A 23,157-nucleotide genomic window follows, 5' to 3' on the forward strand; every position below is an offset into this window, starting at 1 on the left:
TGGCGGCCGCTCCAACGAACGGCCGCCGGCACTGTCAAAGTGCCAGATAGCAGCCGTGCCTAGGCTCTGTACGAAAAGTCGTCGAGCGAAGGTCAGGCAAGGCGAAATCGCTCGAAGAAGCGCAGTTTACGCGTTGTAAATGAGCATTCTGAGAGCGATTTCAACGCAGCATCAGCGAGCGCAGGCACTTTTCGTACAAAGCCTAAGGTGCGCTGCGCCCAGAACACACATCGCCGCAGGAGAGACTTGCAATGGCTCAGCAGACGACTGGTCGCCAACCTCGTTACAAACGCATTCTGCTCAAACTCAGCGGCGAGGCCCTGATGGGCTCGGAAGACTTCGGCATCGATCCCAAGGTGCTCGATCGCATGGCGCTGGAAGTCGGCCAACTGGTCGGCATCGGCGTGCAGGTCGGCCTGGTGATCGGTGGCGGCAACCTGTTCCGCGGCGCGGCGCTGTCCGCTGCCGGTATGGATCGCGTCACCGGCGACCACATGGGCATGCTGGCCACGGTGATGAACGCCCTGGCCATGCGTGACGCCCTGGAGCGCTCGAACATCCCGGCCATCGTCATGTCGGCGATTTCCATGGTCGGCGTGACCGATCACTACGATCGCCGCAAGGCCATGCGCCACCTCAAGACCGGCGAGGTGGTGATCTTCGCCGCCGGTACCGGCAACCCCTTCTTCACCACCGATTCGGCTGCCTGCCTGCGCGCCATCGAGATCGATGCCGACGTAGTACTGAAGGCGACCAAGGTCGATGGCGTGTACACTGCCGACCCGTTCAAGGATCCGCATGCCGAGAAGTTCGAGCGCCTGACCTATGACGAGGTGCTCGATCGCAAGCTGGGGGTGATGGATCTGACCGCCATCTGCCTGTGCCGCGATCACACCATGCCGCTGCGGGTCTTCAACATGAACAAGCCGGGCGCCCTGCTGAACGTGGTGGTAGGCGGCGCCGAAGGAACCCTGATCGAGGAGGAAGCACAATGATCAACGACATCAAGAAAGACGCTCAGGAGCGTATGGGCAAATCCCTGGAGGCGCTGGATCGTAACCTGGCGTCCATCCGCACGGGGCGTGCCCACCCGAGCATTCTCGACAGCGTCAAGGTGCCGGCCTGGGGTAGCGAGATGCCGCTCAACCAGGTGGCTGCGATCACCGTCGAAGATGCCCGTACCCTGAAGATCGTCGCTCACGACAAGAACCTCAGTGCCGCCATCGAAAAGGCCATCCTGACCTCCGACCTGGGCCTGAACCCATCCAGCGCCGGGACCACCATCCGCGTACCGATGCCGGCCCTCACCGAGGAGACCCGCAAGGGCTACACCAAGCAGGCGCGTGGCGTGGCCGAAGACGCCAAGGTCGCGGTGCGCAACGTGCGTCGTGATGCCCTGGCCGAGCTGAAGAAGCTGGCCAAGGCCAAGGAAATCAGCGAGGACGAAGAGCGTCGTGCCGCTGACGAGCTGCAGAAGATCACCGACAAGTTCATTGCCGATGTCGACAAGGCTCTGGAGGTCAAGGAAAAAGACCTGATGGCCGTTTGACGGCACAGGCTTTCCGACATGGATAAGAACAAGCAGGGCGCGGTGCCGAGGCACGTCGCCATCATCATGGATGGCAACAACCGCTGGGCCAGAAAGCGCCTGTTGCCAGGTGTGGCCGGGCACAAGGCCGGGGTCGACGCGGTGCGTGCGGTGATCGAGGTGTGTGCCGAGTCGGGCGTCGAGGTGCTGACGCTGTTCGCCTTCTCCAGCGAGAACTGGCAGCGTCCCGCCGATGAGGTGGGGGCACTGATGGAGCTGTTCCTCGGTGCGCTGCGGCGTGAGGCGAAGAAGCTGTTGGACAACGACATCGCCTTGCGCATCATCGGTGATCGCTCACGCTTCCATCCCGAGCTGCAGGCTGCCATGCGCGAGGCCGAGGCGCTGACCGCCGGCAAGCGTCGTTTCACCCTGCAGATCGCCGCCAACTATGGCGGGCAGTGGGACATCGTTCAGGCCACCCAGCGTCTGGCGCGTGAGGTGCAGGCCGGGCATCTGCTGCCCGAGGAGATCAGTGCCGAGGTGCTGCAGGGCTGTCTGGCCACCGGCGACATGCCGTTGCCGGATCTGTGCATTCGTACCGGTGGCGAGCATCGCATCAGCAACTTCTTGCTCTGGCAGTTGGCCTACAGTGAGCTGTACTTCTCCGACCTGTACTGGCCGGATTTCAAGCACGAGGCCATGCGCAAGGCGCTGGCCGATTTCGCTACCCGCCAGCGTCGCTTCGGCAAGACCAGCGAGCAGGTGGCAGCCGAGGCGCGCTCCTGATGTTGAAGCAACGAATCATCACGGCACTGGTGCTGCTGCCCATCGCCCTGGGGGGCTTTTTCCTCCTCGATGGCCTGGCGTTCGCCCTGTTCATCGGTGCGGTGGTCAGTCTGGGGGCCTGGGAGTGGGCACGCCTGGCGGGCTTCGAGTCGCAGGGCCTGCGTGTCGCCTATGCGGCTGCGGTGGCCTTGCTGCTGGCGGTGCTCTATCTGTTGCCTGGCCTGGCGCCCTTGATCCTGGCGCTGGCGGTGCTCTGGTGGCTGGCCGCGACCTGGCTGGTGCTCGGCTATCCCGATAGCAGCCGTTACTGGGGTGGTTTGCCCGGCCGTCTGTTGATCGGTCTGCTGATTCTCCTGCCGGCCTGGCAGGGGCTGGTTCTGCTCAAGCAGTGGCCGCAGGCCAATGGCCTGATCATCGCCGTCATGCTGCTGGTCTGGGGGGCCGATATCGGCGCGTATTTTTCTGGCAAGGCCTTCGGCAAGCGCAAGCTGGCGCCGCGGGTCAGTCCTGGCAAGAGCTGGGAAGGTTTCTATGGTGGTCTCACCGCCAGCCTGCTGATCACCTTGCTGGTCGGCCTGCAGCAGGGCTGGAGCACTGGCTCGCTGGTGCTGGCGCTGCTGGGTGCGGCGCTGGTGGTGATGGCGTCGGTGGTTGGCGATCTCACCGAGAGCATGTTCAAGCGCCAGTCCGGGATCAAGGACAGCAGCAACCTGCTGCCGGGGCATGGTGGCGTGCTGGATCGTATCGATAGCCTGACTGCGGCCATTCCGTTGTTCGCGGCACTGCTCTGGCTGGCCGGCTGGGGTTCGCTGTGAGTGAGGTGCAGCGTATCACCGTGCTGGGGGCGACCGGCTCCATCGGCCTGAGCACCCTGGACGTCATCGCGCGTCATCCCGAACGTTATCAGGTCTTCGCTCTGACGGGCTTCACCCGTCTGAGCGAACTGCAGGCGCTGTGCCTGCGGCACCGCCCGGCGTTCGTCGTGGTGCCGGATGAGCAGGCGGCGCAGCCGTTGCGCTTTGCGCTGCGTGACGCCGGTCTGAGCACCGAGGTGTTGCTGGGTGAGCAGGGGCTGTGCGCCGTCGCCGATCATGCCGAGGTGGATGTGGTGATGGCGGCCATCGTCGGTGCGGCAGGTCTCGCGCCCACCCTGGCGGCCGTTCAGGCTGGCAAGAAGGTGCTGCTGGCCAACAAGGAGGCGCTGGTGATGTCCGGCGCCCTGTTCATGCAGGCGGTACGCGATAGCGGTGCCACCCTGCTGCCCATCGACAGCGAGCACAACGCCATCTTCCAGTGCCTGCCGCACGACTATGCACGTGGCTTGGCGCCGGTAGGCGTGCGCCGCGTGTTGCTTACCGCTTCCGGTGGGCCGTTCCGCGAGACGCCGTTGGCCGAGCTGGAGCAGGTCACCCCCGAGCAGGCCTGCGCGCACCCCAACTGGTCCATGGGGCGCAAGATTTCCGTCGATTCGGCGAGCATGATGAACAAGGGCCTGGAGCTGATCGAGGCGTGCTGGTTGTTTGATGCCAGGCCCGAGCAGATCGAGGTGGTGATCCACCGCCAGAGCGTCATCCATTCGCTGGTCGATTACATCGACGGCTCGGTGCTGGCGCAGTTGGGCAACCCCGATATGCGCACGCCCATCGCCCATGCCCTGGCCTGGCCGCAGCGCATCGACTCCGGCGTCGCACCGCTGGATCTGTTCGCCGTCGGTCGTCTGGATTTCCAGCGCCCGGACGAGGCGCGTTTTCCCTGCCTGCGCCTGGCTCGTGAGGCCGCGCAGACAGGGGGCACGGCACCAGCGATGCTCAATGCGGCGAACGAGGTGGCGGTCGAGGCCTTCCTGCAGCGGCGCATTCGCTTCACCGAGATAGCGCGTATGATCGAGAGCGTCCTGAACGCTCAGGCAGCGCAGGTGGTCGAAGCGCTCGATGTCGTGCTGGCGGCTGATCGCCAGGCGCGTGAGCTGGCCCTGCAGTGGCTTGCCCGCCGTTGAGGCGGGATGGAGAGAAGAAATGAGTGCGCTGTACATGTTGGTAGGCACCCTGATCGCGCTGGGTGTGCTGGTGACCTTTCACGAATTCGGCCATTTCTGGGTGGCGCGGCGCTGTGGCGTCAAGGTGCTGCGTTTCTCCGTCGGCTTCGGCAGCCCGCTGGTGCGCTGGCACGACCGTCAGGGTACCGAATTCGTCATCGCTGCCATCCCGCTGGGTGGCTACGTGAAGATGCTCGACGAACGCGAAGGCGAGGTGCCCGCCGCCTTGCTCGATCAGGCCTTCAATCGCAAGACGGTGGGGCAGCGCATCGCCATCGTTGCCGCCGGCCCCATCGCCAACTTCCTCCTCGCCCTGGTGTTCTTCTGGGCTGTGGCCATGCTCGGCAGTCAGCAGGTGCGCCCGGTCATCGGTGCGGTGGAGCAGGGCAGCCTGGCCGCAGCGGCCGGTCTGCATGCCGGGCAGGAAATCGTTTCGGTCAACGGTGAGGCCGTGACCGGCTGGGCGCCGATCAATCTGCAACTGGTGCGCCGTCTGGGCGAGAGCGGCACCCTGAATATCGGTGTGCGCGAACCAGGCTCTACGGTCGAGTCGGTCAAGCAGGTGCACTTGGATAATTGGCTGCGGGGTGCCGATGAGCCCGATCCCATCGGCTCGCTGGGCATACGCCCGTGGCGCCCGGCACTGCCGCCGGTACTCGCCGAGCTGGATGCACAAGGCCCGGCGCAGGCTGCCGGTCTGCGCACGGGAGATCGCCTGCTGGCGCTCGACGGCCAGCCGCTGGAGGATTGGCAGCAGGTGGTGGACAAAGTGCGAGCCATGCCGGATCAGCGGGTGACGTTGCGCTTCGAGCGTGACGGTCAGGCCCAGGAGGTGACGCTGACCCTGGCCAGCCGTGGCGAGGGGGAGGCCCGCAGCGGCTATCTCGGCGCCGGGGTGAAAGGTGGCGAGTGGCCGCCGGAAATGCTCCGCGAAGTGCGCTACGGGCCGCTCGAGGCCGTTGCCGAAGGCGCACGGCGTACCTGGGCGATGAGCGTGCTGACCCTCGATTCGCTGAAGAAAATGCTGTTCGGTGAGCTCTCGGTAAAAAACTTGAGCGGGCCGATAACCATTGCTAAAGTGGCGGGCGCTTCAGCTCAGTCGGGGCTTGGGGATTTTCTGAATTTCCTGGCCTACCTGAGCATTAGCCTGGGGGTTCTCAATCTGCTGCCCATTCCCGTGCTGGATGGTGGGCATCTGCTTTTTTATCTGGTCGAGTGGGTGCGTGGTCGCCCCTTGTCTGAGCGGGTTCAAGGTTGGGGGATGCAGATCGGCATCAGCCTGGTCGTCGGAGTCATGCTGCTGGCTCTGATCAACGATCTTGGTCGTCTGTAACCCATGCTGAATTACAAATCTGTCGCCTAGTGCGGCAGATTTTTTATCGTCAGTTGGAATAAGAAAGGACTTCATGAAACGTCTGCTGCTACCTGCGGTGCTGTCCGCATTGATGATCGCCGAAGTTCACGCCGAGTCCTTCACCATCTCCGATATACGTGTCAACGGACTGCAGCGGGTCTCCGCCGGGAGCGTATTCGGTGCTCTGCCGCTCAACGTGGGTGAGCAGGTCGACGACAGTCAACTCGTCGACGCTACCCGCTCGCTGTTCAAGACCGGCTTCTTCCAGGACATCCAGCTCGGCCGTGATGGCAACGTGCTGGTCGTCACCGTGGTCGAGCGTCCTTCCATCTCCAGCATCGAGATCGAAGGCAACAAGGCCATCACCACCGAAGACCTGCTCAAGGGTCTGAACCAGTCCGGTCTGGCCGAGGGCGAGATCTTCCAGCGCGCCACCCTCGAAGGCGTGCGCAACGAACTGCAGCGTCAGTACGTAGCTCAGGGCCGCTACTCGGCCGAGATCGAGACCGAGGTGATCCCGCAGCCGCGCAACCGCGTGGCGCTGAAGATCACCATCAACGAAGGCACCGTCGCCGCCATTTCCCACATCAACGTGGTGGGCAACACGGTGTTCTCCGATGAAGATCTGACCGATCTGTTCGAGCTCAAGACCACCAACTGGCTGTCCTTCTTCAAGAACGACGACAAGTACGCCCGCGAAAAGCTCTCCGGTGACCTCGAGCGTCTGCGCTCCTACTACCTGGATCGCGGCTACATCAACATGGATATCAGCTCCACCCAGGTCTCCATCACCCCGGACAAGAAGCACGTCTACATCACCGTCAACATCGACGAGGGTGAGAAGTACAGCGTGCGTGACGTGAAACTCTCCGGTGACCTCAAGGTGCCGGAAGAAGAGATCCGCGCCCTGCTGCTGGTCAAGGAAGGGCAGGTCTTCTCGCGTAAGGTGATGACCACCACCAGCGAGCTGATCACCCGTCGCCTGGGTAACGAGGGTTACACCTTCGCCAACGTCAACGGCGTGCCGCAGGCGCACGACGAGGACAACACCGTTTCCATCACCTTCGTCGTCGATCCGGGCAAGCGTGCCTACGTCAACCGCATCAACTTCCGCGGCAACACCAAGTCCGAGGACGAAGTGCTGCGCCGCGAGATGCGTCAGATGGAAGGTGGCTGGGCCTCGACCTACCTGATCGACCAGTCCAAGGTGCGTCTGGAGCGTCTGGGCTTCTTCAAGGAAGTCAACGTGGAAACCCCGCAGGTGCCGGGTACCGACGACCAGATCGACGTCAACTACAGCGTCGAGGAGCAGCCGTCCGGTTCCATCACCGCCAGCGTCGGTTTCGCCCAGAACGCCGGCCTGATCCTCGGTGGCTCGATCAGCCAGAACAACTTCCTGGGTACCGGCAACAAGGTCAGCATCGGCCTGACCCGTAGCGAATACCAGACCCGTTACAGCTTCGGCTTCGTCGATCCCTACTGGACGGTCGATGGCGTCAGCCTGGGTTACAACGCCTTCTACCGCACCACCGACTACGACGAACTCGATGTCGACGTGTCCAGCTACTCGGTGGACAGCCTCGGTGCCGGTATCAGCATCGGTTACCCGATCAGCGAGACCTCGCGCCTGACCTATGGCCTCACCGCGCAGCAGGACACCATCGACACCGGGCGCTACACCGTCGATGAAATCTTCGACTTCATCGAGCAGGAAGGTGACAACTACCTGAACTTCAAGGGTTCCATCGGCTGGTCCGAGTCCACGCTCAACCGTGGCGTGCTGGCCAACCGTGGCCATTCGCAAAGCCTGGTGCTGGAAACCACCCTGCCGGGCAGCGACCTGTCGTTCTACAAGCTCGACTACCGTGGCCAGGTGTTCACCCCGATCAGCGACAACTACACCCTGCGCTTCCACACCGAGCTGGGTTACGGTGACAGCTACGGCTCCACTTCCGAGCTGCCGTTCTACGAGAACTACTACGCCGGTGGTTTCAACTCCGTGCGTGGCTTCAAGGACAGCACGCTTGGCCCGCGCAGCACGCCGAGCTCCGGTAACAAGCCCGGCACCCTGCGTGACCCGGATCAGGATCCGCTGCCGTTCGGTGGTAACGTGCTGGTGCAGGGTGGGGTGGAAATGCTCTTCCCGCTGCCCTTCGTCAAGGATCAGCGCTCGCTGCGTACCTCGCTGTTCTGGGACGTGGGTAACGTGTTCGACACCAACTGCTCGTCCAGCCAGAAGAAGATCAGCGATAGCTGCAACATCGACTTCAGCAGCATGGCCAGCTCCGTGGGTGTCGGCCTGACCTGGATTACCGCGTTGGGGCCGCTGAGTTTCAGCCTGGCCATGCCGATCAAGAAACCGAATGATGCCGAAACTCAGGTCTTCCAGTTCTCCCTGGGTCAAACCTTCTAATACCGAAAGCCAACAGTTTTGTTGCAGGAGTGCATTGTGCGTAAGTTGACTCAACTGGTTCTGTTCACCGCTGCCCTGATCGCCACGCCGGCGTTCGCCGAGATGAAAGTGGCCGTGCTGAACTATCAAATGGCCCTGCTCGAGTCGGATGCGGCCAAGCGCTACGCCGTGGACGCCGAGAAGAAATTCGGCCCGCAGCTCAACAAGCTGAAGACCCTGGAGAGCGATGCCAAGCGCATCCAGGATCGCATGGTCAAGGAAGGCGAGAAGATGCAACAGGCCGAGCGTGAGCGCCTGGAGCTGGAATTCAAGCAGAAGGCCCGCGACTTCCAGTTCCAGTCCAAGGAGCTGAACGAGTCCAAGGCCATCGCCGATCGCGAGATGTTGGCCAAGCTCAAGCCGAACCTGGACAAGGCTGTCGAGGAAGTGATCAAGAACGGCAACTTCGACCTGGTGCTCGAGCGTGGTGCGGTGATCGATGTCAAACCTCAATACGACATCACCCGCCAGGTCATCGAGCGCATGAACAAGATGCGTTGAGCATGACCGCGACTTACACCCTCGGCCAGTTGGCCGAGCGCCTGGGCGCCACCCTGCGTGGCGCCGAAGGCAGGGTCATCTCGGGCCTGGCCACCTTACAGGAGGCCAGGCCCGAACAGTTGAGCTTCCTGGCCAATGCCCAGTACCGCAAGTACCTGGCGCAGACCCAGGCTGGTGCCGTGCTGCTCACCGCCGCTGACGCCGAAGGCTATGCCGGCGATGCGCTGATCGTGGCCAACCCTTACCTGGCCTACGCCCAGCTCTCGCACCTGTTCGACCGCAAGCCCAAGGCGGCTGCCGGTATTCACCCGACGGCGCAGGTGGCAGCCGATGCCCAGGTCGACTCGAGTGCCAGCATCGGCGCCTATGCCGTGGTCGAGAGCGGGGCGCAGATTGCCGCTGGCGTGAGCATCGGCGCGCATTGCGTGATCGGGGCGCGTAGCGTGATCGGCGAAGGCGGCTGGCTGGCGCCGCGTGTGACGCTGTATCACGACGTGCACATCGGCAAGCGCGTGGTGATCCAGTCCGGCGCGGTGATCGGCGGCGAAGGCTTCGGTTTCGCCAACGAGAAGGGCGTCTGGCAGAAGATCGCGCAGATCGGCGGGGTGACCATCGGTGATGACGTGGAAATCGGCGCCAACACCACGGTGGATCGTGGCGCGCTGTCCGACACCCTGATCGGCAACGGCGTGAAGCTGGATAACCAGATCATGATCGCGCACAACGTGCAGATCGGCGACAACACCGCCATGGCCGGCTGCTGCGGCATTTCCGGCAGCACCAGGATCGGCAAGAACTGCATGATCGCCGGTGGCGTCGGCATGGTCGGGCATATCGAGGTGTGCGACAACGTGTTCGTCACCGGCATGACGATGGTGACTCGTTCGATCACCGAGCCGGGGGCCTATTCTTCCGGCACTGCCATGCAGCCAGCGGGCGAGTGGAAGAAGAGCGCGGCGCGTATTCGTCAGTTGGACGAGATGGCCAAGCGTCTGCGCGAGCTGGAAAAACAGCTCGCCGCCGTGACCCAGACGGCGAACGCCTCATCTGATGCCTGAGCACGGTGTGACCGTGCTCTTTTCTTTTCTTACAGGCTTAACCGGACATGATGGACATCAACGAAATTCGTGAATATTTGCCGCACCGCTATCCCTTCCTGCTGGTGGATCGTGTGGTGGACCTGGACGTCGAAGGCAAGCAGATTCGCGCCTATAAGAATGTCAGCATCAACGAGCCGTTCTTCAACGGGCACTTCCCCGAGCACCCGATCATGCCAGGCGTGCTGATCATCGAAGCCATGGCCCAGGCCGCCGGCATTCTTGGCTTCAAGATGATGGGCATCAAGCCGTCTGACGGCACCCTCTACTACTTCGTCGGCTCCGACAAGCTGCGTTTTCGCTCTCCGGTGCTGCCGGGCGACCAGCTCGTGCTGGAGGCCAAGTACCTGAGCGATCGCCGCAGTATCTGGAAGTTCGAGTGCCGCGCCACCGTCGACGGCAAGGAAGTCTGCTCCGCTGAAATCATCTGCGCGGATCGCAAGCTATGAGTTCGATCGACCCTCGCGCCATCATCGACCCCAGTGCCAGACTGGCCGACGACGTCGTCGTCGGCCCGTGGAGCATTGTCGGGCCCGATGTGGAAATCGGCGAGGGTACGGTGATCGGCCCGCACGTGGTGCTCAAGGGGCCGACGGTGATTGGCAAGCACAACCGCATCTACCAGTTTTCCTCGGTGGGTGAGGATACGCCCGACCTCAAGTACAAGGGTGAACCGACGCGGCTGGTGATCGGCGATCACAACGTGATCCGCGAAGGCGTCACCATTCACCGCGGTACGGTGCAGGATCGCAGTGAAACCACTCTGGGTGACCACAACCTGATCATGGCCTATGCCCATATCGGCCACGACAGCGTGATCGGCAACCACTGCATCCTGGTCAACAACACCGCGTTGGCCGGGCACGTCTGGGTGGATGACTGGGCGATTCTGTCCGGCTATACCCTGGTGCATCAGTTCTGCCGCATCGGCGCACACAGCTTCTCCGGCATGGGCACCGCCATCGGCAAGGACGTTCCGGCTTTCGTCACCGTGTTCGGCAACCCGGCCGAGGCACGCAGCATGAACTTCGAGGGCATGCGTCGTCGGGGCTTCTCCGCCGAGGCCATCGCCGCTCTGCGCAAGGCTTACAAGCTGGTCTATCGCCAAGGCTTGACGGTGGAGCAGGCGCTGAACGAGCTGGCCGAATCCGCTGCCCAGTTCCCGGAAGTGGCCATCTTCCGCGACTCCATCCAGGCTTCCACGCGCGGCATCACGCGCTGAGAAGCGGCCCGATCCGTTGGACGCAAGGGCGGTTGCGCGCGCAAGTTCGAGCCAAACGGGCATGACTGCCTGTAGACTCCGCCTCTTTGCCTCTGGCCCGCGAGATTTACCACAGGTTCCAAACGACCATGAGCAGACCTCTTCGCGTCGTCCTGGTCGCCGGTGAGGCGTCCGGCGACATCCTCGGCTCCGGCCTGATGCAGGCCATCAAACAGCGTCATCCCGATGCCGAGTTCATCGGTGTCGGTGGCGCACGCATGGAGGCCGAGGGGCTGAAATCCTATTTTCCCATGGAGCGCCTGGCCGTCATGGGCCTGGTCGAGGTGCTCGGCCGGCTGTTCGAGCTGCTCGGCCGGCGCCGCCAGTTGGCCCGCGATCTGATCGCCGCCAAGCCTGACGTGTTCATCGGCATCGATGCCCCTGACTTCAATCTGGGCCTGGAGCTCAAGCTGCGCCGCGCCGGAATCAAGACCGTGCACTACGTCAGCCCGTCGGTCTGGGCCTGGCGGCAGAAGCGGGTGCTGAAGATCCGCGAAGCTTGTGACCTGATGCTGACCCTGTTCCCGTTCGAGGCGCAGTTCTACGACGCCCATCAGGTGCCGGTGCGTTTCGTTGGGCATCCGCTGGCCGATGCCATCCCGCAAGAGGCTGACCGCGCCGCCGCGCGCGAGGCGCTGGATCTGCCGCAGAACGAGCCGGTGGTCGCCCTGATGCCCGGCAGCCGAGGCGGGGAGGTGGCGCGCCTGGGCGAGCTGTTCCTCGATGCGGCGATCCGTCTGCGTGCCCTGCGCCCTGGCATTCGCTTCCTGTTGCCCTGCGCCACCCCGGAGCGCCGCCAGCAACTGGAACAGATGCTGGTCAGCCGCGACCTGCCGTTGACCCTGCTCGATGGCCGCTCGCACGAGGCCTTGGCCGCCTGCGATGCGGTGCTGATCGCCTCGGGTACCGCGACTCTGGAAGCGCTGCTGTACAAGCGCCCGATGGTGGTGGCTTACCGCGTGGCGCCGCTGACCTATCGGATTCTCAAGCGCCTGGTGAAAAGCCCCTATATTTCCCTGCCCAACCTCTTGGCCGAGCGCCTGCTGGTACCCGAGCTGATTCAGGAGGCGGCAACGCCAGAGGCGCTGGCCCAGGCGCTGGCACCACTGATCGATGGCGGGCAAGTGCAGACCGAGGGTTTCGACGTGATTCACCGCGCGTTGCGCCGCGATGCTTCGGTGTCGGCCGCCGATGCGGTGCTCAAGCTGGCGGGGCGCGACTGATGCAGCTCGGTTTGGATTTCACCTTGGTGGAAGAGCTGGTCGCTGGGGTCGACGAAGTGGGCCGTGGCCCGCTTTGTGGCGCGGTAGTAACAGCGGCGGTGATTCTCGATCCGACGCGGCCGATTCTTGGTCTGAACGACTCGAAGAAACTCACCGAGGCGCGCCGCGAAGCGCTTTTCGACGAGATTCGGGAAAAAGCCCTGGCCTGGTGCATCGCCCGCGCCGAGGTGGATGAGATCGACCGCCTGAATATCCTGCATGCCACCATGCTGGCCATGCAGCGCGCTGTTGAAGGGCTGAGCGTGACGCCGAAACTGGCGCTGATCGATGGCAACCGTTGCCCCAGGCTGGCGGTGCCCAGTGCGCCGGTGGTCAAGGGTGATAGTCGCGTGCCTACGATTGCCGCTGCTTCGATCCTGGCCAAGGTCAGCCGTGATCGCGAGATGCTCGAGCTGGATCGGCTTTATCCCGGCTATGGCATCGCCGGGCACAAGGGCTATCCCACGCCCGTGCACCTCGAAGCGCTCAAGCGCCTGGGGCCGACGCCGATCCATCGGTACTCCTTCGCGCCAGTCAGAGAAGCAGCTTCAGGCCCCAGGCTTCAAGTTCTAAGTTAAGAGCAAAAGCGACGTAGCCCGGATGCAATCCGGAGCGTGGGCTACGAACTTGCAGCTTGAGGCTTGCAGCTTGCAGCTCGCTCTTACTGCTACAATCGCCGCTTTGTCGTTTTCACCTGCAAGGCCGCCTCATGACCCAAGCGTTCGTCCACCTGCGTCTGCACACCGAGTACTCCCTGGTCGATGGCCTGGTGCGGGTCAAACCGCTGATCAAGGCCGTGGCCGGGGCCGGTATGCCGGCAGTGGCGGTCACCGACATGAGCAACATGTGCTCGTTGGTGAAGTTCTACAAGACCGCCATGGGCGCTGGGGTCAAGCCGATCTGCGGAGCCGATATCTGGCTGGCCAGCGCCGAGGAAGACGGCCCGCTGACGCGCATGACCCTGCTGGCGATGAATGCCAAGGGCTATCGCAACCTCACCGAGCTGATCTCCCGTGGCTGGGCCGAGGGGCAGAGCAACGATCTGGTGATCATCCAGCGCGACTGGGTCAAGGATGCGGCAGAGGGTCTGATCGCGCTGTCCGGCGCCCGCGAAGGCGAAGTGGGCCAGGCGCTGCTGGCCGGTGACCCGATGTTGGCCGAAACGCGCCTGCGCGAATGGATGGCGGTGTTCCCGGAGCGCTTCTACCTGGAGGTGCAGCGCACCAGCCGGGTGGGTGACGAGGAATATCTGCACGCTGCCGTGGCCCTGGCCGATCGCCTCGAAGCGCCGCTGGTGGCGACCAATGACGTGCGTTTCATCAAGCAGGACGATTTCGAGGCCCACGAAACCCGCGTGTGCATCGGTGAAGGGCGCACCCTGGATGACCCACGCCGGCCACGGCATTACTCCGACCAGCAGTACCTCAAGACTCCGGCGGAAATGTGGGAACTGTTCGCCGACCTGCCCGAGGCGCTGGAAAACACCGTCGAGATCGCCAAGCGCTGCAACATCGAGGTGCAGCTCGGCAAGTACTTCCTGCCGGATTTCCCCACGCCCAATGGCATGGGCATCGACGACTACCTGCGGCATGCCTCCTTCGAGGGCCTGGAAGAGCGTCTCGAAGTGCTGCTGCCCAAGGACACTCCCGATTACGAGGCGAAGAAGCAGGTCTACATCGACCGCCTCAACTTCGAGCTCGACATCATCATCCAGATGGGTTTCCCCGGTTACTTCCTGATCGTGATGGACTTCATCCAGTGGGCCAAGAACAACGGCGTGCCGGTCGGCCCGGGCCGTGGTTCGGGTGCCGGCTCGCTGGTGGCCTACGTGCTGAAGATCACCGATCTCGACCCGCTGGCCTACGACCTGCTGTTCGAGCGCTTCCTCAACCCCGAGCGGATCTCCATGCCCGACTTCGACGTCGACTTCTGCATGGACGGCCGCGACCGGGTGATCGACTACGTGGCCGAGAAATACGGGCGTAATGCGGTGAGCCAGATCATCACCTTCGGCTCCATGGCGGCCAAGGCGGTGGTGCGCGACGTGGCGCGGGCCCAGGGCAAGTCCTACGGCCTGGCCGACCGCCTGTCGAAGATGATCCCCTTCGAGGTGGGCATGACCCTGGAGAAGGCCTTCGAGATGGAGGAACCGCTGCGCGAGTTCCTCAAGAACGACGAAGAGGCCCAGGAGATCTGGGACATGTCGCTCAAGCTCGAAGGCGTGGTGCGCGGTACCGGCAAGCACGCCGGTGGCGTGGTGATCGCGCCGACCAAACTCACCGACTTCTCGCCGATTGCCTGTGACGAGGAGGGCGGCGGCCTGGTGACCCAGTTCGACAAGGACGACGTCGAGCAGGCCGGCCTGGTCAAGTTCGACTTCCTCGGTCTGCGCACCCTGACCATCATCAAGTGGGCGATGGAAACCATCCATCGTGTGCAGAAGCGCGACGGCGCCTCGGACGAAGAGCTGGTCAACATCGACTTCATCCCGCTGGATGACAAGAAGACCTACGACATGCTGCAGAAGGCGGAGACCACCGCGGTCTTCCAGCTCGAATCGCGCGGCATGAAGGAGCTGATCAAGAAGCTCAAGCCTGACTGCCTGGAAGACATGATCGCCCTGGTGGCGCTGTTCCGCCCCGGCCCGCTGCAGTCCGGCATGGTGGACGACTTCATCAACCGTAAGCACGGCCGCGCCGAGCTGTCCTACCCACACCCGGATTACCAGTACGCCGGCCTGGAGCCGGTGCTCAAGCCCACCTACGGCATCATCCTGTATCAGGAACAGGTGATGCAGATTGCCCAGGTCATGGGGGGGTACACCCTCGGCCAGGCGGACATGCTGCGCCGCGCCATGGGTAAGAAGAAGCCCGAGGAAATGGCCAAGCAGCGCGGCGGCTTCATCGAAGGCTGCGCCAACAACGGCATCGATGCCGAGCTGGCGGGTAACATCTTCGACCTGGTGGAAAAGTTCGCCGGCTACGGCTTCAACAAGTCGCACTCCGCTGCCTATGGTCTGGTGTCGTACCAGACCGCCTGGCTCAAGGCGCATTATCCGGCGCCGTTCATGGCCGCGGTGCTCTCGGCGGATATGCACAACACCGACAAGGTGGTGATACTGGTCGAAGAGTGCCGCAACATGAAGTTGCGCATCGATCCGCCGGACGTGAACGTCTCCGAGTACAAGTTCACCGTCAACGACGACGGCCGTATCGTCTACGGCCTCGGCGCGGTCAAGGGCGTCGGCGAGGGGCCGGTGGAAGCCATCGTCGAATGCCGCGCCGAGGGCGGGCCGTTCAAGGACTTGTTCGACTTCTGCAACCGCGTCGATCTCAAGCGCATCAACAAGCGCACCCTGGAAGCGCTGATTCGCAGCGGTGCCCTGGATCGTCTCGGCCCCTACTATCAGGACGAGCTCAAGGCCTACCAGGCCAGCGTGGACAAGAACCGCGCCGTGCTGTTGGCGTCCATGGAAGAGGCCGTGCAGTCCGCCGAGCAGACCGCGCGCAGCGCCGAGAGCGGCCATATGGATCTGTTCGGCGGCCTGTTCGCCGAGCCCGAGGCGGACGTCTACGCCAACCACCGCAAGGCGCGTGAGCTGCCGATCAAGGAGCGCTTGAAGGGCGAAAAGGACACCCTGGGCATCTATCTGTCCGGCCACCCCATAGACGAATACGAAGGCGAGATTCGCCGCTTCGCCCGCCAGCGCATCGTCGAACTCAAGCCGGCGCGCGATACCCAGACCATCGCCGGGATGATCGTCAACCTGCGGGTGATGAAGAACAAGAAGGGCGACAAGATGGGCTTTATCACCCTCGACGACCGCTCCGGGCGCATCGAGGCCTCGCTGTTCGCCGATGCCTTCGCCAGCAATCAGGCGCTGCTGCAGAACGACGCACTGGTGGTGGTCGAGGGCGAGGTCAGCAACGACGACTTCTCCGGCGGCCTGCGTCTGCGCGCCAAGCGCGTGATGAGCCTGGAAGAGGCGCGTACCGGCCTGGCCGACAGCCTGCGGCTGAAGGTGGCCAGTGAGGCGCTCAAGGGTGATCGCCTGCGCTGGCTGGCCGAATTGTGCAGCAAGCACAAGGGTGCCTGCCCGGTGACCCTGGACTACAGTGGCGAAGAGGCACGCGCCTTGCTTCAATTCGGTGACGCCTGGCGAATCGACCCGGCCGACACTTTGATTCAGGCATTACGTGACCAGTTCGGGCGCGACAACGTCTTTTTGCACTACCGCTGATGCGCGAGGGGGCAATGCCCCTGTGCGCCAGCAAAGGCACCTGTGGTGTCGACCCGCTGCGCCCCATCCCGTATGGTAGGGCGCCTAATGGATACAGCTCCCCGGCCGCTTGGCCGTCGACGCAAGACGGATGACTATGAACCCGAATTTCCTCGATTTCGAACAGCCGATCGCCGACCTGCAAGCCAAGATCGAAGAGCTACGCCTGGTTGGTAACGACAATTCGCTGAACATCAGTGACGAGATTGCCCGCCTGCAGGACAAGAGCAGTGCGCTGACCGAAAGCATTTTCGGCAACCTGACTAGCTGGCAGATCGCCCAGCTCGCGCGTCACCCGCGCCGCCCCTACACCTTGGACTACATCCAGCACATCTTCACCGAGTTCGACGAGCTGCACGGCGACCGTCACTTCTCCGACGATGCCGCCATCGTCGGCGGCGTGGCCCGTCTCGGCGAGCAGCCGGTCATGGTCATCGGCCATCAGAAGGGCCGTGAAGTGCGCGAGAAGGTACGCCGCAACTTCGGCATGCCGCGCCCCGAGGGCTACCGCAAGGCTTGCCGTCTGATGGAAATGGCCGAGCGCTTCAAGATGCCGATTCTCACCTTCATCGACACCCCCGGTGCCTACCCGGGTATCGATGCCGAGGAGCGTGGCCAGAGCGAGGCGATTGCCTGGAACCTGCGGGTGATGGCGCGCCTGAAGACGCCGATCATCGCCACCGTGATCGGTGAGGGTGGTTCCGGCGGTGCGCTGGCCATCGGCGTCTGCGACCAACTGAACATGCTGCAGTACTCCACCTACTCGGTGATCTCGCCGGAAGGCTGCGCCTCGATCCTCTGGCGTACTGCCGAGAAAGCCCCGGATGCCGCAGAGGCCATGGGCATCACCGCCGAGCGCCTGAAGAATCTGGGTATCGTCGACCAGGTCATCGCCGAGCCGCTGGGCGGCGCGCACCGTGATCCGGCCGCTGCCTCCGAGTCGATCCGTCAGGAACTGACCAAGCAACTGGCCAGCCTGCAGAAGCACGATACCGCAGCGTTGCTCGAGCGCCGTTACGAGCGCCTGATGAGCTACGGCATCGCCTGAGTTCTTCCTGCGTATCTCTCAACGGGCCTTCGGGCCCGTTGTTGTTTAAGCTTGAACGATGACTGCTCTCGATCTTCGCCTGCGCCAAGCCTTGCAACCCTGGCGCACAGCGCCCGCCTGGTACGTTGCCTTCTCCGGAGGGCTGGATTCCAGCGTGCTGCTGCATTTGCTCGCCGACTGGGCGCGCCACGAGACGTTGCCGCCCCTGCGCGCGCTGCACGTTCATCATGGCCTGCAACCGGCGGCGCAGGCCTGGCCGGCGCACTGTGCCGAAATCTGTCAGCGCCTGGGCATCGAGCTGCAGGTGTTGCGGGTGAAAGTCGAGGCCGGTGCCAGTGTCGAGCAGGCCGCGCGCCAGGCGCGTTATGCCGCCTTCGCGCAATGCCTGGAACCGGGCGCACTGCTGCTGACCGGCCAGCACCGTGACGACCAAGCGGAAACCCTGCTCCTGCGCCTGCTGCGTGGTGCCGGCGTGCGTGGTCTGGCGGCCATGCCCTGGCAGCGCCCGCTGGGCGCGGGCACCCTGTTGCGGCCGTTGCTCGACTGCCCGCGCGGCGAGCTGGAGGCCTATGCCGCTGCCCAGGGTCTGAGCTGGGCGGAAGACCCGAGCAATCAGAGTGAGCAATTCAGCCGTAACTTCCTGCGCCGGCAGATCCTGCCGCGCCTGACCGAACGCTGGCCGCAGGCGAGCGCTGCCCTGGCGCGCACGGCGGCGCACCTGGGCGAGGCGCAACTCCTGCTCGATGAGCTGGCCGACGGGGATCTGGCTGCCATGCGGCAAGCGCCGAGCATCGCCTGGCTGCCCTTACCGTCCTTGCCTCTGGCACCCATCGCCGCGTTGAGCGAGGCGCGTCAGCGCAACCTGCTGCGCCACTGGCTGGCACCGCTGACACGCCTGCCGGACAGCGAGCACTGGGCAGGCTGGCGTGATCTGCGCGATGCCGGCGTCGATGCCACGCCGATCTGGCGCCTCACCGATGGTGAGCTGCAGCGCAGCGAGGGGCGTATCTGGTGGCTGTCCGGTGCCTGGTTGCAGCGCCCGCCGGTGCTCGATATGGCCTGGCCTGAGGGCGTGCAGGATGTGCCGTTGCCTGGCAATGGTCTGCTGCGTCTGCGAGGTGATTGCCCGCCTGGCGATCTGCGCGTGCGCTATCGCCAGGGTGGCGAACGGCTGCATATCGAGGGGCGCGGTCGGCGTGATCTCAAGCGCTTGCTCAACGAGCAGGGGGTGCCCGGCTTCGTGCGTGGGCGCCTGCCGCTGCTGTACGCCGGGGAGGAGCTGCTGGCGGTGGCCAATCTCGATCTGCCAGGCACTGCGGCGCAGAGCCTGCAGTGGCTGGCACCAGGCCAGCTCAGCGAAGAGCAAAGGGCGATGATCGAGGTTTGAGCTGGCATCCCCTTTCCGGTAGACTACGCTCCCGTCTTATTACAGCTTTGCCGACTCCCACAGGGGAGCCGGTGAGTTAGCCATTGTCTCAGCGGTGGCGCTCCTTCTTTGCTTTCCCCGGCGGCACAGGCCGCTTAAACGCAGACTTCTAGGGTTTTTCATGACGCGCTACATCTTCGTCACGGGTGGTGTTGTTTCTTCATTGGGGAAAGGCATCGCTTCGGCTTCACTGGCGGCTATCCTGGAGGCGCGGGGCCTGAAGGTCACCATGCTCAAGCTGGATCCCTACATCAACGTCGATCCGGGCACCATGAGCCCGTTCCAGCATGGTGAGGTGTTCGTCACCCACGATGGCGCCGAGACCGACCTCGACCTGGGTCACTACGAGCGTTTCATCCGCACCACCATGACCAAGAGCAACAACTTCACCACCGGCCGCGTGTACGAAGACGTGCTGCGCAAGGAGCGCCGTGGTGATTATCTGGGCGCGACCATCCAGGTCATCCCGCACATCACCGACGAGATCAAGCGTCGCATCATCAAGGGCGCCGGCGATGCCGACGTGGCTCTGGTGGAAATCGGCGGCACCGTTGGTGACATCGAGTCGCAGCCGTTCCTCGAAGCCATCCGCCAACTGCGCGTGGAAGTGGGTGCCAAGCGCGCCATGCTGATGCACCTGACCCTGGTGCCGTACATCGCCACCGCTGGTGAGACCAAGACCAAACCGACTCAGCACTCGGTCAAGGAGCTGCGTTCCATCGGCCTGCAGCCGGACGTGCTGGTATGCCGCTCCGATCATCCGATCGATGTTTCCTCGCGACGCAAGATCGCCCTGTTCACCAATGTCGAAGAGCGTGCGGTGATCAGCCTGGAAGACGTCGACACCATCTACAAGATTCCCGGCGTGCTGCATGCCCAGGGCCTGGATGACTTCGTCGTCGAACGTTTCGGCCTGGAGTGCGGCGGTGCCGACCTGTCCGAGTGGGATCGCGTGGTCGATGCCAAGCTCAACCCGGAGAAGGAAGTCACCATCGCCATGGTCGGCAAGTACATGGAACTGCTCGATGCGTACAAGTCGCTGATCGAGGCCATGAGCCACGCCGGCATCCAGAACCGCACCAAGGTCAACCTGCGTTATATCGACTCCGAAGACATCGAGAACCAGGGCACCGCGCTGCTCGAAGGTGTCGACGCCATTCTGGTGCCGGGCGGCTTCGGTCTGCGCGGCGTGGAAGGCAAGATCAAGACCGTGCAATACGCCCGCGAGAACAAGATTCCCTACCTCGGCATCTGCCTCGGCATGCAGGTAGCGGTCATCGAATACGCCCGCAACGTGGTGGGCTGGAGCGATGCCAATTCCACCGAGTTCGACATGGCCAGCCAGCATCCGGTGGTGGGGCTGATCACCGAGTGGCAGGACGCGGCAGGCAGCGTCGAGCAGCGCAGCGAAAGCTCCGACCTGGGCGGCACCATGCGCCTGGGTGCGCAGGACTGCCAACTGCAAGCTGGCTCCCTGGTACACGGTTGCTATGGCAAGGACGTGATCGTCGAGCGCCATCGCCATCGCTACGAGGTGAACAACAACCTGCTGCCCAAGCTGACCGAAGCGGGCCTCAAGGTCACCGGCCGCTCCGGCGACGGCGCGCTGGTAGAAGTGGTCGAAGCGCCGGATCACCCCTGGTTCGTCGCTTGCCAGTTCCACCCCGAATTCACTTCCACGCCGCGTGACGGTCATCCGCTGTTCAGCGGTTTCGTCAACGCTGCGCTGGCCAAGAAAGCGAAGAAGGTCTGAGACATGGCACAGAAGATCATCAAGGTCGGCAATATCGAGATCGCCAACGACAAGCCCTTCGTGCTGTTCGGCGGCATCAACGTGCTCGAGTCGCGCGACCTGGCCATGCAGGCCTGCGAGGAATATGTGCGGGTGACCGAGAAGCTCGGCATTCCCTACGTGTTCAAGGCCAGCTTCGACAAGGCCAACCGTTCCTCCGTCACCTCCTTCCGTGGCCCAGGTCTGGAAGAGGGCATGAAGATCTTCGAGGAAGTGAAGAAGACCTTCGGCGTGCCGGTGATCACCGATGTGCACGAGCCGCATCAGGCCGCCCCGGTGGCCGAGGTGTGCGACATCATCCAGTTACCGGCCTTCCTCTCGCGGCAGACTGACCTGGTGGTGGCCATGGCCAAGACTGGTGCGGTGATCAATATCAAGAAGGCGCAGTTCCTGGCCCCGCAGGAGATGAAGCACATCCTGCACAAGTGCGAGGAAGCCGGTAACGACCAACTGATCCTCTGCGAGCGTGGCTCCTCCTTCGGTTACAACAACCTGGTGGTGGACATGCTCGGCTTCGGCATCATGAAGCAGTTCGAGTACCCGGTATTCTTCGACGTCACCCATGCCCTGCAGATGCCGGGTGGTCGCGCCGATTCCGCTGGTGGTCGTCGTGCCCAGGTCACCGACCTGGCCAAGGCGGGCATGAGCCAGGGCCTGGCCGGCCTGTTCCTGGAAGCCCACCCGGATCCGGAGAACGCCAAGTGCGACGGCCCCTGTGCCTTGCGCCTGAACAAACTGGAGCCTTTCCTCACCCAGCTCAAGCAACTGGATGACCTGGTGAAGAGCTTTGCGCCGATCGAGACTGCCTGAATCCTGCGCAATCCGGTAAAGTGCCGCCCCAGCAAGATACCCCTGGCCTCTGAGTCAGTGCCGCTTGCCTGCCCGCCAGGGCAGCCAGCGGCTTAGCGCAGCCGCTGGCTGTTGCCTCATCGTCAACCTTCGGAGTGTTAATAAGCATGGCAAAGATCGTCGACATCAAGGGTCGTGAAGTTCTCGACTCCCGTGGCAATCCCACCGTGGAAGCCGACGTGATCCTCGAAGGCGGCATCATCGGTAGCGCCTGCGCGCCGTCCGGTGCCTCCACTGGCTCCCGTGAAGCGCTGGAGCTGCGTGATGGCGACAAGAGCCGTTACCTGGGCAAGGGGGTGCTGAAAGCCGTGGCTAACATCAACGGCCCGATCCGCGACCTGCTGCTGGGCAAGGACGCTGCCGATCAGAAAGCGCTGGATCGCGCGATGATCGAGCTCGACGGTACCGAGAACAAGGCCAAGCTGGGCGCCAACGCCATCCTCGCTGTGTCCCTGGCGGCCGCCAAGGCTGCTGCCCAGGCCAAGGGCGTGCCGCTGTACGCGCATATCGCCGACCTCAATGGCACCCCGGGCGTTTACTCCATGCCGGTGCCGATGATGAACATCATCAATGGCGGCGAGCACGCCGACAACAACGTCGACATCCAGGAATTCATGGTGCAGCCGGTGGGCGCCAAGAATTTCGCCGACGCCCTGCGCATGGGCGCCGAGATCTTCCATCACCTCAAGGCCGTACTCAAGGCCCGTGGCCTGAACACTGCCGTGGGTGACGAAGGCGGCTTCGCGCCTAACCTGGCCTCCAACGAAGACGCCCTGGCCGCCATCGCCGAGGCCGTGGCCAACGCGGGCTACAAGCTGGGTGATGACGTGACCCTGGCTCTGGATTGCGCCTCCAGCGAATTCTTCAAGGACGGCAAGTACGACCTGGAAGGCGAGGGCAAGGTATTCGACGCTGCCGGTTTCGCCGACTACCTGGCTGGCCTGACCCAACGCTACCCGATCATTTCCATCGAAGATGGCATGGACGAATCCGACTGGGCCGGCTGGAAGGTGCTGACCGACAAGATCGGCGAGAAGGTGCAACTGGTTGGCGACGACCTGTTCGTGACCAACACCAAGATCCTCAAGCGCGGCATCGACGAGAAGATCGGCAACTCGATCCTGATCAAGTTCAACCAGATCGGTTCGCTGACCGAGACTCTGGAAGCCATCCAGATGGCCAAGGCTGCCGGCTTCACCGCCGTGATTTCGCACCGCAGCGGCGAAACCGAAGACAGCACCATCGCCGACCTGGCCGTAGGTACTGCCGCGGGTCAGATCAAGACCGGTTCGCTGTGCCGCTCCGACCGCGTATCCAAGTACAACCAGCTGCTGCGCATCGAAGAGCAGTTGGCCGGCAAGGCTCCGTACAAGGGCCGTGCCGAGTTCCGCGGCTAATCGTCGTTTGGACTGGAAAGGGCGACGCAAGTCGCCCTTTTTCGTGGCCGACCCTGCGTGGTTGCTGCATGCTGTAGGAGCGGCTTGAGC

General features: G+C 63.5%; 19 protein-coding genes. All 19 read left to right on the forward strand.

Annotated features, from left to right (window positions below):
- Window positions 1-251: 251 nt before the first annotated feature.
- The 19 genes from pyrH to eno all read left to right on the forward strand — a co-directional run bounded on the left by pyrH (window position 252) and on the right by eno (window position 23,067).
- Entirely contained in the window at window positions 252-995 is a 744-nt protein-coding gene (gene pyrH / locus ACSVIK_RS01300; RefSeq protein WP_442442556.1) for a UMP kinase, read from the forward strand.
- Window positions 992-1,549 carry a ribosome recycling factor gene (frr, locus tag ACSVIK_RS01305; protein WP_442442557.1) on the forward strand — a complete coding sequence of 186 codons (558 nt, stop codon included), beginning with the start codon at window positions 992-994 and terminating at the stop codon, window positions 1,547-1,549. The genes pyrH and frr overlap by 4 nt, the downstream gene beginning before the upstream one ends.
- Window positions 1,550-1,567: 18 nt before the next feature.
- Window positions 1,568-2,314, forward strand: a complete 747-nt coding sequence (gene uppS, locus ACSVIK_RS01310; protein ID WP_268182460.1) for a polyprenyl diphosphate synthase — start codon at window positions 1,568-1,570, stop codon at window positions 2,312-2,314.
- Window positions 2,314-3,129: a phosphatidate cytidylyltransferase gene (locus ACSVIK_RS01315; protein WP_442442558.1), complete on the forward strand. Its 816-nt coding sequence runs from the start codon at window positions 2,314-2,316 to the stop codon at window positions 3,127-3,129. The genes uppS and ACSVIK_RS01315 overlap by 1 nt, the downstream gene beginning before the upstream one ends.
- The gene (ispC, locus tag ACSVIK_RS01320; RefSeq protein WP_442442559.1) at window positions 3,126-4,310 is read left to right on the forward strand and encodes a 1-deoxy-D-xylulose-5-phosphate reductoisomerase; all 1,185 of its coding nucleotides are present in this window, start codon (window positions 3,126-3,128) and stop codon (window positions 4,308-4,310) included. Before ACSVIK_RS01315 ends, ispC begins: the two co-directional genes overlap by 4 nt.
- A gap of 19 nt (window positions 4,311-4,329) precedes the next feature.
- The gene (rseP, locus tag ACSVIK_RS01325) at window positions 4,330-5,682 is read left to right on the forward strand and encodes a sigma E protease regulator RseP (RefSeq protein WP_442442560.1); all 1,353 of its coding nucleotides are present in this window, start codon (window positions 4,330-4,332) and stop codon (window positions 5,680-5,682) included.
- A gap of 73 nt (window positions 5,683-5,755) precedes the next feature.
- Window positions 5,756-8,116: an outer membrane protein assembly factor BamA gene (gene bamA / locus ACSVIK_RS01330; RefSeq protein WP_442442561.1), complete on the forward strand. Its 2,361-nt coding sequence runs from the start codon at window positions 5,756-5,758 to the stop codon at window positions 8,114-8,116.
- A gap of 36 nt (window positions 8,117-8,152) precedes the next feature.
- Window positions 8,153-8,656 (forward strand): OmpH family outer membrane protein, encoded by a 504-nt coding sequence (locus tag ACSVIK_RS01335; RefSeq protein WP_442442562.1) that lies wholly within the window; start codon window positions 8,153-8,155, stop codon window positions 8,654-8,656.
- A gap of 2 nt (window positions 8,657-8,658) precedes the next feature.
- Complete coding sequence (gene lpxD / locus ACSVIK_RS01340; protein ID WP_442442563.1) at window positions 8,659-9,714, forward strand: UDP-3-O-(3-hydroxymyristoyl)glucosamine N-acyltransferase; 1,056 nt, start codon at window positions 8,659-8,661, stop codon at window positions 9,712-9,714.
- A gap of 47 nt (window positions 9,715-9,761) precedes the next feature.
- The gene (gene fabZ, locus ACSVIK_RS01345) at window positions 9,762-10,202 is read left to right on the forward strand and encodes a 3-hydroxyacyl-ACP dehydratase FabZ (protein ID WP_442442564.1); all 441 of its coding nucleotides are present in this window, start codon (window positions 9,762-9,764) and stop codon (window positions 10,200-10,202) included.
- Window positions 10,199-10,975, forward strand: coding sequence for an acyl-ACP--UDP-N-acetylglucosamine O-acyltransferase (gene lpxA / locus ACSVIK_RS01350; RefSeq protein ID WP_277374279.1), 777 nt, complete (start codon window positions 10,199-10,201; stop codon window positions 10,973-10,975). The genes fabZ and lpxA overlap by 4 nt, the downstream gene beginning before the upstream one ends.
- 128 nt (window positions 10,976-11,103) lie before the next feature.
- Complete coding sequence (gene lpxB / locus ACSVIK_RS01355; RefSeq protein ID WP_442442565.1) at window positions 11,104-12,237, forward strand: lipid-A-disaccharide synthase; 1,134 nt, start codon at window positions 11,104-11,106, stop codon at window positions 12,235-12,237.
- A complete protein-coding gene (gene rnhB / locus ACSVIK_RS01360) occupies window positions 12,237-12,854 on the forward strand; it encodes a ribonuclease HII (RefSeq protein WP_442442566.1) in 618 nt (205 codons plus the stop codon). Before lpxB ends, rnhB begins: the two co-directional genes overlap by 1 nt.
- A gap of 131 nt (window positions 12,855-12,985) precedes the next feature.
- Entirely contained in the window at window positions 12,986-16,516 is a 3,531-nt protein-coding gene (gene dnaE / locus ACSVIK_RS01365; protein WP_442442567.1) for a DNA polymerase III subunit alpha, read from the forward strand.
- Between the two features lie 136 nt (window positions 16,517-16,652).
- A complete protein-coding gene (locus ACSVIK_RS01370) occupies window positions 16,653-17,603 on the forward strand; it encodes an acetyl-CoA carboxylase carboxyltransferase subunit alpha (RefSeq protein ID WP_268182482.1) in 951 nt (316 codons plus the stop codon).
- Window positions 17,604-17,661: 58 nt separating this feature from the next.
- Window positions 17,662-18,990 (forward strand): tRNA lysidine(34) synthetase TilS, encoded by a 1,329-nt coding sequence (gene tilS / locus ACSVIK_RS01375; RefSeq protein WP_442442568.1) that lies wholly within the window; start codon window positions 17,662-17,664, stop codon window positions 18,988-18,990.
- A gap of 160 nt (window positions 18,991-19,150) precedes the next feature.
- Window positions 19,151-20,782 carry a CTP synthase gene (locus ACSVIK_RS01380; RefSeq protein WP_442442569.1) on the forward strand — a complete coding sequence of 544 codons (1,632 nt, stop codon included), beginning with the start codon at window positions 19,151-19,153 and terminating at the stop codon, window positions 20,780-20,782.
- A gap of 3 nt (window positions 20,783-20,785) precedes the next feature.
- Window positions 20,786-21,631 (forward strand): 3-deoxy-8-phosphooctulonate synthase, encoded by an 846-nt coding sequence (gene kdsA, locus ACSVIK_RS01385; RefSeq protein ID WP_442442570.1) that lies wholly within the window; start codon window positions 20,786-20,788, stop codon window positions 21,629-21,631.
- 146 nt (window positions 21,632-21,777) lie between these two features.
- A complete protein-coding gene (gene eno / locus ACSVIK_RS01390; RefSeq protein ID WP_442442571.1) occupies window positions 21,778-23,067 on the forward strand; it encodes a phosphopyruvate hydratase in 1,290 nt (429 codons plus the stop codon).
- Window positions 23,068-23,157 lie beyond the last annotated feature (90 nt).

It is taken from the genome of Pseudomonas sp. NCHU5216, from assembly GCF_052156495.1.
Taxonomy (GTDB): domain Bacteria; phylum Pseudomonadota; class Gammaproteobacteria; order Pseudomonadales; family Pseudomonadaceae; genus Aquipseudomonas.

Excerpts from the sequence above, each read along its gene's own strand:
- pyrH (WP_442442556.1), top strand. The coding sequence starts at position 252 with ATGGCTCAGCAGACGACTGGTCGCCAACCTCGTTACAAACGCATTCTG.
- frr (WP_442442557.1), top strand. The coding sequence starts at position 992 with ATGATCAACGACATCAAGAAAGACGCTCAGGAGCGTATGGGCAAATCC.
- uppS (WP_268182460.1), top strand. The coding sequence starts at position 1,568 with ATGGATAAGAACAAGCAGGGCGCGGTGCCGAGGCACGTCGCCATCATC.
- ACSVIK_RS01315 (WP_442442558.1), top strand. The coding sequence starts at position 2,314 with ATGTTGAAGCAACGAATCATCACGGCACTGGTGCTGCTGCCCATCGCC.
- rseP (WP_442442560.1), top strand. The coding sequence starts at position 4,330 with ATGAGTGCGCTGTACATGTTGGTAGGCACCCTGATCGCGCTGGGTGTG.
- bamA (WP_442442561.1), top strand. The coding sequence starts at position 5,756 with ATGAAACGTCTGCTGCTACCTGCGGTGCTGTCCGCATTGATGATCGCC.
- lpxD (WP_442442563.1), top strand. The coding sequence starts at position 8,659 with ATGACCGCGACTTACACCCTCGGCCAGTTGGCCGAGCGCCTGGGCGCC.
- fabZ (WP_442442564.1), top strand. The coding sequence starts at position 9,762 with ATGATGGACATCAACGAAATTCGTGAATATTTGCCGCACCGCTATCCC.
- lpxA (WP_277374279.1), top strand. The coding sequence starts at position 10,199 with ATGAGTTCGATCGACCCTCGCGCCATCATCGACCCCAGTGCCAGACTG.
- lpxB (WP_442442565.1), top strand. The coding sequence starts at position 11,104 with ATGAGCAGACCTCTTCGCGTCGTCCTGGTCGCCGGTGAGGCGTCCGGC.
- rnhB (WP_442442566.1), top strand. The coding sequence starts at position 12,237 with ATGCAGCTCGGTTTGGATTTCACCTTGGTGGAAGAGCTGGTCGCTGGG.
- dnaE (WP_442442567.1), top strand. The coding sequence starts at position 12,986 with ATGACCCAAGCGTTCGTCCACCTGCGTCTGCACACCGAGTACTCCCTG.
- ACSVIK_RS01370 (WP_268182482.1), top strand. The coding sequence starts at position 16,653 with ATGAACCCGAATTTCCTCGATTTCGAACAGCCGATCGCCGACCTGCAA.
- tilS (WP_442442568.1), top strand. The coding sequence starts at position 17,662 with ATGACTGCTCTCGATCTTCGCCTGCGCCAAGCCTTGCAACCCTGGCGC.
- ACSVIK_RS01380 (WP_442442569.1), top strand. The coding sequence starts at position 19,151 with ATGACGCGCTACATCTTCGTCACGGGTGGTGTTGTTTCTTCATTGGGG.
- kdsA (WP_442442570.1), top strand. The coding sequence starts at position 20,786 with ATGGCACAGAAGATCATCAAGGTCGGCAATATCGAGATCGCCAACGAC.
- eno (WP_442442571.1), top strand. The coding sequence starts at position 21,778 with ATGGCAAAGATCGTCGACATCAAGGGTCGTGAAGTTCTCGACTCCCGT.